Origin of the sequence: Sphingobacterium sp. Lzh-3 (genome assembly GCF_046764375.1) — a bacterium.
Lineage (GTDB): Bacteria > Bacteroidota > Bacteroidia > Sphingobacteriales > Sphingobacteriaceae > Sphingobacterium.
Genome location: NZ_CP177226.1, coordinates 1,464,913 through 1,477,619, shown reverse-complemented (window position 1 = coordinate 1,477,619; position 12,707 = coordinate 1,464,913). Strand labels below are relative to the sequence as shown.

The 12,707-nt window shown below is 41.0% G+C and carries 6 protein-coding genes; all 6 read right to left on the bottom strand.

Annotated elements, in window-relative coordinates:
- Nucleotides 1-170: 170 nt before the first annotated feature.
- The 6 genes from ACLCDV_RS05990 to ACLCDV_RS05965 all read right to left on the bottom strand — a co-directional run bounded on the left by ACLCDV_RS05990 (nucleotide 171) and on the right by ACLCDV_RS05965 (nucleotide 12,585).
- Nucleotides 171-1,340, bottom strand: coding sequence for a glycosyl hydrolase family 28 protein (locus ACLCDV_RS05990; RefSeq protein WP_411973137.1), 1,170 nt, complete (start codon nucleotides 1,338-1,340; stop codon nucleotides 171-173).
- 138 nt (nucleotides 1,341-1,478) lie between these two features.
- Nucleotides 1,479-5,453, bottom strand: a complete 3,975-nt coding sequence (locus tag ACLCDV_RS05985; RefSeq protein WP_411973136.1) for a response regulator — start codon at nucleotides 5,451-5,453, stop codon at nucleotides 1,479-1,481.
- A 290-nt stretch (nucleotides 5,454-5,743) separates the two neighbouring features.
- Complete coding sequence (locus ACLCDV_RS05980) at nucleotides 5,744-6,490, bottom strand: hypothetical protein (protein WP_248933182.1); 747 nt, start codon at nucleotides 6,488-6,490, stop codon at nucleotides 5,744-5,746.
- A gap of 38 nt (nucleotides 6,491-6,528) precedes the next feature.
- Nucleotides 6,529-9,294 carry a sugar-binding domain-containing protein gene (locus ACLCDV_RS05975; protein ID WP_411973135.1) on the bottom strand — a complete coding sequence of 922 codons (2,766 nt, stop codon included), beginning with the start codon at nucleotides 9,292-9,294 and terminating at the stop codon, nucleotides 6,529-6,531.
- An 86-nt stretch (nucleotides 9,295-9,380) separates the two neighbouring features.
- Nucleotides 9,381-11,168, bottom strand: coding sequence for a glycoside hydrolase family 2 protein (locus tag ACLCDV_RS05970; protein ID WP_248933179.1), 1,788 nt, complete (start codon nucleotides 11,166-11,168; stop codon nucleotides 9,381-9,383).
- A 28-nt stretch (nucleotides 11,169-11,196) separates the two neighbouring features.
- Nucleotides 11,197-12,585, bottom strand: a complete 1,389-nt coding sequence (locus tag ACLCDV_RS05965) for a DUF4832 domain-containing protein (protein ID WP_411973134.1) — start codon at nucleotides 12,583-12,585, stop codon at nucleotides 11,197-11,199.
- Nucleotides 12,586-12,707 lie beyond the last annotated feature (122 nt).

The following is a 12,707-nucleotide window of genomic DNA, read 5'->3' as shown; positions in this document are numbered from 1 at the left end:
TGGTCGGGAGGAATTTTCATACACATATTTTGCTTTTTTAAAATTGGTTAAGACAAAACTATAATCATCACCAATTCGTAGGGTTCGTTTTTGTACGAAAATGGTTTGATTTTGTACAAAAGGCAAAAACATGTGTTTTTCGCTGTAAAATGGAGGTTAGGAGCGCTTTATTATTCGTTTTTTATACGCATTATTTGATCTAAGATAACAGTATCGCTTGGTTGCACATCGATAGCTTCACCCCGACCTTTATAAATGATATCGCGGAAACTGGCCTGGGAGATACCTTTGGCTTTTATAGGTTGATGACTGATTAAATTTCGTACAAATAAACCCTGCACATGCTCGCCATACTCGACCACCAAACCTTGTTGTGCTAGCGGACTGATGACCATATTCTCGATAAAAACATGACTTATACGGAGTTTACCTACAGGCATAATCCGTATGGATCGGTGTGAAATTGAATAGAAGTCCTGCCAGTTCTGGAGATAAATAGTTGAGATGTTGTCGATTTCGCCCCTATAAATCGAACCACTTACCACATTTACATTTTCTTCACCCGCTCCCACTCCGGTATCTGTCAACCCGATATTAATAAAGTCGTCACCGCTTTTACCTTTGCAATTCGCAATAATAATATTTTTACAGCCAAAACGTATGCCCATGCCGTCTTGGTTCAAAATCTGTTTGTCTACTCCATCAACGGTTACTGCCTGCCTTACGTTAAAAGTAATATCGCTTACCTTACCGTTTGTACAGCGCTCCAATACCAGGCCGTGTCCATGATAATCCTTTAATGTTATGCCGCTAACCTCAAACACATCAATGTAAGCCAATATAATGGCGTGGTTACGCCATCCACCTTTCTGGTTCTCTCCGGGCTTACCTGCATCGGTACCATAAGATTGTCCAAATCCGCGGGGATTTAAGGACAAGATTTTATTATGGTCACCGGTAGCTCTGGGATGATCAGCTCCTTCTAAAAAAACATTTCCTTTTCCAATAATCCGGATATTCTTTGCGGGTGCTATATCTTTAATTGCCAGCCCTGAATTTGCCGAACGAATAAAATTATCCCGGCATTTATCCGATAGCTTAATGGTACAGTTATTCAATTCAAGTTCAAAATCGCCGGGAAGCAAAATGGCCTGATCAATGAGCCAGACACTTTTTTTCGTTACCGCATCGTATTTAGGGATCACAACTTTCCCAGTCGACTTTTTTGCTTCATTTATGGCTTTTTGTATACGTTCTGACTGGGAACCACTTTTGTATTTATTGGGGCTGATAGAAGTCTCATCTACCTTTTGGGCGACAGCCGCTGTCAGAAAAATCACGTTAAACAAGCAAAAGCAATATGTAAGCAGAAGCGTTTTTATAAAAATTGTCATTTTCATGATCATTAGGATTTCAAAAATATAGAATTGCCTTTCACCTATCTGAAAGGGTATATCGGTCAACTATTGGCTGTATTCTTATTTCTTTCCACTGGAAACCTTTTTCTTAAACTCTGAAGGGCTCAGTTCAAACTGTTTTTTGAAACAGACGCTAAAGTATTTGGCATTGTTAAACCCGGTTTGGTAAGCAACTTCCGCTATCGTCAAATCCGATTTTTCTAATAGATAAGCACTTCTTTTCAGCCGCATATTCAAAATAAATTCTTTGATGGACATTCCCACAATATCATGTATTTTTTGATAAAGGATGGTTCTGCCGACGTTCATATCAGCCACAAAATCTTCCACGGAATAACTGGCATTGTCAATATTTTCTTCAATGACCTGAATGGCCTTAATCAGCAGTTCCTCGTCCATGGAGGTGACGGTTACATTGGAGGGATCTACCTGAACGTGTTTGCTGTATTTTTCTTTTAGTTCCCGCTGATTTCTTAGAATGGTTTCCGTCTGTTGCAACAAATAGTCGACATGAAACGGCTTATCAATAAACACATTGGCGCCATATTCCAATGCTTTTATTTTATGCTGGTTGTCATCTCCCGTACCCGAAATCATAATAATAGGAATATGGCTAGTTTTAAAATTTTGTCTAAGGCTACGGCATACTTCCAAGCCATTGCGATTTGGCATGATCAAATCGGTAATAATAAGTTGCGGATAAATTTTTTCGGCTTTAATTAAGCCCTCTTCCCCGTCACTCGCCGTGTACACATTATATTTTTCGGCCAGACGCTGCTCCAGATAGACTCGCAGCTGTTGGTCATCTTCAATGAGCAGGATATTATCTGTCTTTTTTATAGGGATCGATCCTGTTTCTGGGGCTGCAGTATCCTGCGTGATAATATCGTCGATTTCAGAAACGGTGTAATCATACACATTAGGCTGCATGTCGCCTGCCCCGGCCTGTTTCCTTAACGGTAGTGAAATGGTAAATGAAATTTTATCGGTCTTATTGACCATCCATATTTTACCCTCAAGCACATCTACCAGTTCTTTCACAATAGCAAGTCCAAGTCCTGAACTTTCTTCAAAAGTTGGCCTATGAGAAGATAAGCGGTTAAAAGAAGTGTAAAGCGTCGCGATCTGTTCTTCAGAAAAACAATCACCGGTATTTATAACTTCAATGGAGATGTATTCGACTTCCGTCGGATTTAACGAAAGAAACCGTTCTTTTTCTTCTGCTGTTGCACTATAGATACGTACGCCCACATACCCATTATCTGGTGTATATTTTAGGGCATTGGAGAACAGATTAGTCAATATTTTTTCGATAACATCGTAATCAAAGGCAACATATAAATTGTCCTTGTATGCGGAAATATTGGTTTCAACACCTTTTTTATTGGCATAGAGCTCAAACAGGCCAAATATATCCCTAACAAAATTGATAAAATCACCAACCTGCGGATTGAGCGTAATTTTTTGGCTTTCTATTTCGCGAAAGCGCAGCAATTGGCTAATCATCCGCTGTATTCTGGATACATTTTTCTCTATTAAATCCATGTATACCAAAGCAGTATCGTTGGATACAATAGTATCTTTGAGTTGCTTAAGCGGCTGTAAAACCAAGGTTAGCGGTGTTTTTAAATCGTGTGAGATATTGGTAAAGAAGTCGGTACGCGCCTGGTTCAGCTCTTGCATATTCTGTTCTTTTAAACGCTCGAGTGCTAATCGCTCTTTAAACACTCTTTTATTGCTGTAATATCTCATTATGAAAAAGAGCAGAGCAGAAAAAAGTGCTGCATAGCAGCAATATGCCCACCAGGACAAGAAAAATGGTGGATCGACATGGATATATAATCGTGATATTTGATCGCCCCATAGCCCATCATTATTGGAAGCCTTGATTTCGAAGGTATAATCTCCGCCCGGAAGGTTGAGAAACTGTACAGATTTCTGATTGGCATGACTGATTTGCCAGTCTTCACCAAGCCCCAACATCCGGTAAGCGAACTGGTTCTTCTCTGCGGATAAATAACTATTTGCAGAAAACTTAATTTCTACATTAGACTGGCTACTGGAGAGCCTTATCTTGTCTTCTTTTCGATTGGAAAGACTACCAATGTCTTTCGTTAAAACTGATGAGCCATCCGCTGGTTTCACGAGTTTATTGTTGACCAGAAATCCTGTAAAAAAAACTTTCGGTTTTTGAAGATTTTTATTGAGGTACGCTGGATCGAAAAGTAGAAATCCATTGGTACCACCAAACAGCATTTCACCCCTGGAAGTTTTGTAAGCGGCATGAATATAAAATGAACCAATGTTATTTTCCTGATAAAATCTCGCTTTCTCAAATTTACTGGATTTCCAATTGAAACAAAAAAGACCATCACTGGTACTTAACCAGATATTTTTCGTGGCAACATCTTCTAATATGCCAAATACCATTTTTGCCGGGAATCCGTTTCTTACACTATAGTTGACATATGTCCCATCTCTTTTGAGTACATTTACGCCTTTACCCAATGTTCCCAACCATACTTCGCCATTTGAAGTCACTGTATAACTACACAGGTAATTTGCTGAATAGGAAGCATCTTTGAGCACGTAGTGCTTCAATATCTTTAACGTATGGGGATTTACAACAAAAAATCCTTGATGGCTAATTAAACAGAGCTGATCTTGGTTATTCACATACAATGCTTCGACTTCGAGGTTCAATTTTTTGCCCTGCGCATCAAGTATGCTCACCATCTCTATAGGACCTAGGGGCTTCTTTCGATATAAAAATGATTTATCGGGGTCTGTCATCCACCAGGTGCCTTCCTTATCGTTTACAAAATCATAAACGGTGAGTGGTTGCTGGCTCTCCGGAGAGCGGAAATTGAAACTGCTGAAATGCTGATTGTCCACATCATAACTGCCGATACCGCCGTTATAGGCTGAAATCAACAGTTTTTTGCTCATTCGATCAAATTTCAGGCGTTTAATCATATGGGGACTCGACGAACTACCCTGCGAATTTTCTGGAGGGTTAAACTGATCTCTTTTTCTATTCCAGTAATTCAGGCTCCCCCCCTCGGTACCGATCCATATATTTTCCAGATGATCTTCCTGAAAACTACTGACTATGGGGTGATTGAGCCCCCCTGGACTGGGCTTGAAGTAACGTACTCGGGAATCGTAAAGCGAGCAATAAGCTATTTTACCCCCGTAAGTACCTATCCAGGCCCCTTGGTCCGGGTCTGGATAAATTGTCCATATCGAGTTATTCGGTAATGAATAAGCATCGTTCAAGTTCATTTGCAAGGTGCTGCTGCTTTCATTGGATGGATCATAAAGATACAGTCCAGCTTGCGTAGCCACCCAGATCACCCCGGTTTGGTCCAAATATAATTTTTTGGTTAACACGGATGAATTTCCCATAACGCTTACTGGTATCTTCTGTTTTAAGGTACCTGTTAAATCTGTTACATGGATTCCCCCTCGTTGTGTTAAAAAGTAATATACCCCCCTGTACGCGATCGCATCGTTCACCTGATTTGTCGTACTACCAAAATCCGCAAACTGTATTAGGCGTTTTTTTGCCATTTCAACTTGATACACGACAGCGCCTTGGCTTAGAAACACCTGATCTTTAGCACTCAATATATTTTGGAAATACTTGTTTTTCGGCAATAAAAAGCTTTCTGTCTGTTTATTTTGCGGATTATAGCGTAGTATGCTATTGTTTGATAGCATGTAAACCTGACCATCGCTATGTACACAAAGCGAACGGATCATTCCGGGAACCACGACATGAAAAGAAAACCGTTCGTAATCGAATTTTAATAAGCCTTGCCCCGAAGCTAGAAACAGATTTCCATTTTTATCCCGAATTAAAGAACCATAGCCCCATTTTTGCGCTGGTTTGATCGAAGAGACGATATCATTTAACTGATAAAAACTATTGCCATCGTACATGAAGAGCGCATCGGGTCCTGTGTACCAAATACGCCCTAAACTATCTTTTGCGATGCTTTGTATACCGCCATAATAGGAAGTTTCGGGCATCAAATGAAACCTATATCTCGAAAGATCGATGCCGAGAACACATTGTCCCAAAAAAAAGACGAAGCAAATTATCAGACTGTATTTATTCATTTACCGATGCTACTAAAGCTGTTTAAATTTCTATCCAAGATTTACGCTTGCCAGTTACGATCAAAATATCCTGCTACTAATTGTTGATCAGTGGTTCTATAAACTTCGATTATCATACTATTAGGCAATGAGCTTCGTCGAAATTCTGGCCTTAGCGCTTTTTCAGCTGTTCAGATCCATTTGAAGCCCACAGTACCAATTTACTTAAAAACAGGCGTTGGGGACAAACTTATCTTCTTTTGCTGATTATTTTTGAGTTCGAAGATTACAAGTTCATTTTTTCCGGGTATTAAATCCTCCGAAGGAATTAACATCGACTGCTGTTTTTCTTCCTCCCAGTAAGATCCCAAATATTTTTGATTTAACCAGACCTCGCCCATTCCCCATCCTGTCATATTAAGATACTTGTTTCCGGACAGATTGAGTTCGAACTGACCTTTGTAAAAACCGGGGCTGTCATTAGCTGATCTTTGTTCAAAAACCAAATCCTTCAGTGGATAATTACGCACCGTTAAGGGGATCATTTCCCAGTCTTGAAGGTCGTTTCCGTCTAAAGTAATGGTGCCAAACAGCCCTTTTGAATTATCTGTAATTTCTGGTCCGTAAGTGATCCGACCAATATTCTCGACATAAAATTGAAGCAAGTGTTTGCCTGGATTTGCTTTGATGGCTAGTTTTTTACTCTTATCTGTCAGGCTACCCTGTACCTTACCATCGACATAGACCACGGCATAATCGCGTACGTTTTCCAATTCCAGCTCTTCGCTTTCCGCATCAGTGTTTATCTCGGTCTGATAAAGTACATAACCCGATTCGATGTCCAAATCATTAAAGGATAATACATTTTCCGCCTCGATAGCCTTATTATAAACCTGGTTTACAGACGCTTTCTCTTCCAACCTAATTTCCTGTGCCATGAGGGGCTGACCAAAAAAAACAGTCATCATAGATAATATCATTGTTCTTACCATTGTGTAAATCTTTCTTATTTCTCTAAAAATGATTGAATAAAAGTTTCGTCCACAGCCACTTGCGGCGAGAATTTCTCACTTTTTACATAATTATCGATACTGTACAACAATTGTTGGGTAGCGGGACGGTTATCCATATCATTTTTGGTATCCAATGCCAGTACCAGCAATTTCCCGCCGTGCAGTTTGGCTTCAAAACCAATACCCAATTTCTGGTTGTTGTCGTAGCTGTCGATGACCTGTATAAAGGGACGCAGTTGTTGTGGTGCATGTTGCATTTCAATTACTTTTGCATGGTTCAGGATATCCCACCACTGCCAATCGGTATGGTATGAAGTAAGAAAATCATTAAACATGGCCTGCTTATGATGAACCAGGTTGCCGATGGTCATCGGTGCCCATGCAAACATAATGGGGTTCCAAAAATGATTGTGAAACAGTGACTTTCGACCTTTCATCTGGTCTGGAGAAGGATAAAGAACCACGGTTTTACCCTGGGCCAACTGCCTTTTTGCAGCATCATCGTAGACATCGGTGTACAATACATTAGCTGTAGACTGCATCAGATGTTGATGCTTTGGATATACCCAAATGTCCCAGCTATTCTTAATGCTATCGTTTACCGCAAGATGAACCGTAACTTTTTGGGTGCTGATATTTTTTAGGGAAATCTCAAATTCACCTACCGGCGATACATTTTCGTTGGCAATGGTTTGCCTTTTCAGCGTTCCCTTTTTCAATACGCTGCCAGCGGTATCGGTCAACCACCATTTAATTTTCGCATTTTCAAGTGCAGAATTGCTAAAGTTATATACCTCGGCTTTACCCCGAAATGTTTCTGTGTTGAAAAAACTGCTTTTATCGTAGCGCAGTAGAGCGACCGTTGGCGCACAAAACTCGCTGAATTTTTCTGCTGTTACCAATCCTTTCGAATCCCAGAAAGGATCGAAGATCCCCACGGGCGCATACCCTTGTCCCGGAAAGTCATTCATCGACAAAAGCTGAAAACCGGCCGATTTACCTGATCGCAACAGGGCTTCGATCACGGCTTTGTACTCCAGCACGGTCAACGCACCAGATGCTCTGAAGAAATCCTTTGCTTGGTCCAACATGCCATTTTTTTGTAATAGATCGCTAAATACTTCAAAATTGCGGGCCTCTACGGGACTGTTGGCATATTTCTTTATTTCATCAAAATTTGGATAAATACAACGTTGCCCTGACTCGTGTGAAATGACGGGCACATCGACATCAGATTCCAAATTCTTGTCCCAATCGGTACCGGGCAGACCTTCGTACACCTTCACCGGCCCTTTATTGGTTTGCTGGGAAACGTAATATTGATCTGATTTAACCCGTGTTCTTGCCGTAGAACCGCTGTAAAGATGGCGGGGATCAGCTTTTCTGCCTTCGGCAGTCAGCTCCTCGATAAAGTCGAAATTCCCGGTAATTTCATTTCCGTTGCAGTACAGAACAAAAGAAGGATGGTTGCCATATTCTTTTAAAATAGCTTTAATTTCCCTACGGAAGAAGTTATATCTAGACTCGTCGGGTTCGGCATCTTTGCCCCACATAGGCATTTCCACTTCAAAATATATTCCATGTTTGTCTGCCATGCGAAAGGCCGCCGCCGGCGGGCACCATGAATGGAATCGTAAATGGTTCATGCCATACGTCTTCATCAGCACCATGATTCGTTCCCAAGAGGCATCGTCGAGCGGAGCATGGCCTGTTTTTGGAAACACTGCATTTTCTACATTGCCTCTTAGATGGATGGGACGATTATTGAGCAGTACATGGTTTTTTCCTTGTTTTACTTCACGCATACCAAAGGTGGTAGCCTTTTCATGCCGATAGCTGTTTTTGCCGTCAGAGGTATTCAGTTGACAATTTATACGATAGAGGTTTGGGTTAAACTCATCCCACAATTTGATATGCTTACCTAATGGAATAGTGGTCTCTACGAAGTTCACCGAATCGGTACTTACCAGTGCAACTTCATCCTTAAGGCTGTAGTTTGTTCCCTCGATGACGAAAGACACTTTGCCCTTTACCTGTTTTTTGGTCGCATTATTTACCCGTAATTTTACTTTTATGGACTGATCGGCTATAGTTGGATATACCTGAAGATCTTCCAGATAAACTGGGTCTATGGCCAGCAGTTTTATTTCTCCTAGAATACCGTTCCAGTTAATCTGTGTAAATTCAGTATGCGCATGATCCCATTTGTGTGTATTATATTGAAACCGGTTATCGATACAAATGGTCATGCGATGCTTCTTTCCGGGCTTTACAAATGAGCTCAGATCGTGGTTGTGGGGTACACTTACATAATCGATACTGCTGACTTCCTTGGTATCTATAAAAACTGAACTCAACCAGTGGGTACGCTCAAAGTATAGGAATATTTTTTTCCCTTTCCATTCGGCAGGGATTTCAATATCACGTTGGTACCATGCCGGTCCCATGTATTCGTATTTTCGGGTCAGACGGTCGATATATTTATAGGGATTTTTATAGCCTATCTGATAATCATCGGTAATACCGGGAAGCTTAATTGTTTCTTGCAAAAGATGATTATAGCGGGGGGACAGCGAGCCTCTACGGAAATCCATCACATCCGTCTGGAACCCCCAAGTGCCTGATAAATCGATAGCATCTTGAGCCTTTAACAAGGCTACCTGCAGCAAAAGCCCCATTAGACACATCATTTTAAAGTATTTATAAATGCTTATCCTGTATTTATCCATTTTGTGTTTCGATAGTTTAGGTGCTTTCATTCTTTTCAGTATATTATTTTTGTAGGCATCGAAAAAATTGTGTCACTGTGGTACTCCTCTTTAAGCTCGGTTTCGTAATTGAAGTCTTATTTATTATCATAATAATGTTTCATCAGAAACCAGGCTTTCTTTCGGTAGCCTTGGTCTGAGATCAATCCTTTGCGGTTCCAGCCATCTTGGTTGGTCGGATGAAAACGGAACGGCGAACGGAAATCAAATAGCAGCCAAGGTGAAGTTCCGCGCAGGTTTGGAATATGCTTAAACATTTCGAGGTTGTTTTTGTACAAAGTCGCTTGGTAATCTTCACTCCAGGAACTGACGACATCCTTTTCGCCCGTTTTGCCATACAGCGCCTCGCCTCCAAATTCAGAAATAATTAAAGGCTGGCCTTTTGCCACATCCCATACTGCTTTATCAGGAGAAACTGGCCAGGAGTGGTACCAGCCTAAATATTTGTTAACAGCTACGACGTCCAATTCTTTCGTAAAAGGATCATCCATAACAAAGGTTTCCTTCTCCTTATTGAAACGAACAAGATCAAAAGCAGCGGTTATAAGCCTGGTCGTGTCAATGCCTCTGCATGTAGCAATCAAATGCCTGATAAAAGCATTTCTAGGCTCGGATGGTTGGGTTTCATTGGCTACTCCCCAAAAAGCTAGTGCGCAACGATTTTTGTCTCGAGCAACCATTTCCCGCATCATTTTACCGGCTTTCTCTTTGGTCGATTCATTTTCAAAATCGATGCCTTGCCAAATGGGAATTTCTTCCCACAACAAGAAACCCATTTTTTCGGCCATTCTCACGATATATTCATTTTGTGGATAATGCGCCAAACGAATCATATTACAGCCCAAAGCTTTCGCTTCTGAAAGCAGCATCACTGCATCTGCCTGTGAAAAAGCACGACCTTTGCGCTGAGGTATTTCCTCATGAAATGAAATGGACTTGAGAAAAATAGCTTCGCCATTCAGGAAGATATCTTCCCCTTTTACCCAAATATTGCGAAAACCTATTTCCTCTTCTATTTGATCGTCGCGCGTTGAAATCTTCACGTTATACAGTTTGGGTGCAGTAGGCGACCAACGTTTGATTTTTCTCGATAGGAATGAAGTTTTTACTTCCCCCTGAGCATCTGTTTTAAGCGTTTGTTTTAGTTGTAGTTCCGGTATTTCGATAGTTACCGAGGAATTGGCCATCGTTTCCGAAAGTTTGACCTTCGCATTGATTTTATCGGCTTTGGTTTTGTCCAATTGCACAAAATAATCATCGATAAAAACTTTTGGCGTGCTTACCAAAAAGACATCTCGGGTAATACCGCCATAGTTCCACCAATCAAAGGCCATTGCCGGAATGGCATCAACCTGCCGGCTATTATTTACCTCAACTGCCAAAAAATTATCGTTTTCTTTAGCTGCATCTGTTATTTCAATCTGAAAGGGGGTAAAACCACCTTCATGTTGTGCAATCTCTTGTCCATTGAGATATATGCGACAACGGTAACTTACCGCAGCGAAATACAAGAACAACCTTTCGTTATTTTCTTTCACTACATCGAACTTACGCCCATACCAGATGGTACCTTCGTAATATTTAAGTTCAGGCATTTGACTGTTCCAATCTGAAGGTACATTTAAACGGAGCCCATTCTCGAAAGCGTATTCATAAAAATCAGTCTTGTTTTCGGCTTTTTTATTCAGATAGATTTGGTTTTTTCTTCCCTGGTCGTATAAGTCTACAATAGCGTCCCACTTTCCATTTAAGGATTGAGCTCGCCTACCATACACATTGGCCATATTTTGCTGTGCAACAAGGTTGGAGGTTATCAGGCTAAAAAAAAGGGACAATATCAAAGATAGATTGATCAGCTTTATCATAATAGGTGTTAGTTGTTAATAAAATTTTCTATTTTACCTGCAATGCCGAAAGCTTTGTCCAACCCTGAGCCGTCAAATCTCCATCAAGGGCAAGTTGAATTGCCGGCTTATTTTCCTTGGTCGTATCAACAATGGCGACTGCCCAGCTATATATCCCTGAAGGTAGATCTACTTTTGCAATTAATTTATAACTCGCAGCAGTACCTTTCAACCAAGCAGACGGTTCACTCTGACGATCTACAAAAATCTTTTTAACATTCCCATTGGCATCTAACAGTGCAAAAGCAACTTTATATTTGTAGTTCCATTGTGGAATATTATTAGGTAAATAGCCCCAGCCCATATTCTGCCAACGATGGGCGATTTGCGCTATCTTTCCCGACTTGATATCTTGAGGGAGGTTGATTTGGTCTGGATATACACGGTAGCCACCTTCTGTAATAAACCGTTGAACCAAATCAAAGGACTTAAACCAGGATTCAGTTTCTCCCCCCGCTCTAAAGTCCATCATATTGACATGGGCTTCGGCCGACAGGTCGAACTCACCTTTCCTCACATCCTCGTCATGACCTTCTCTATATTTTCCACTGGGGTCTGTCCAATAACGGTGCTTACCTGGGGCAATAATCCAGCCTCCTTCCATAATGATAGGACGCTTAAAATTCCATTTCTTGGCAAAATCCTTTTCCCAATTCTGGTAATAGCCAGTCATGCCAAAAGCATCTTGGCGAAGGCTATACCCCTTATCAATAGCTTTATCCAATAAGCGTTCACTATTCGGGTTGACTGCGCCCCAACTTTCGGGATGACCGACCAGACGATGGTAGTTGATAACCAAAGGAACTTTTGTAAATGTGTTAGCATATAAGCTGGTCACCCAGTCCAGGGTTTCTTCCTTTATTTTTTCAGTACTTTCGGGTGTCGCCATTTTGGGGTCTTCATAAACAACATAATGTGCTTCGCCCCATTTCCCCAAGCCATAGGCATCAATAAAAGAGGTCTTTTCAGGATCATTAAATTCCTTGGCCAAAGCTGTGATAAATTTGGTATAGTATTTTCTAAATACCGCATCCTGAGGATAAGGTGTTTGCCTATCGGGATGATTTTCATTTTCCAAATAATATTTGGCTCCGAGGTCGAACACAAATTTGGGTGTATTTTGACCTTGGTCGCGACCATCTACCACAATACGGAGCGCTATGGGCAACCCTCTCGTTTGTGCGCCTTTAAGGAGCTTTCCTATTTTAGAGTTTGGATCTTCCCAGGCATAAACACCGTCACTGGGATTCAGCGAAGACCAGCTCGTGCGTACATAACATGCCGAAGCATAATCAATGACCTTTACCTTTTTACCCAATGCTGGCACAAAATATTCGATATCCCAATACGTATCATCGGCATTACGGGGAGCATACATTACCCAACCATTTAAAGGATTGCGCAAGACTGAATGACCATCGTATTTTGGCTTTAATAAAATATACCCGGTGTTGCCCGAACCGCTTTTCCCTTTATTTTTTTGAGAAAAACCAAGCAATC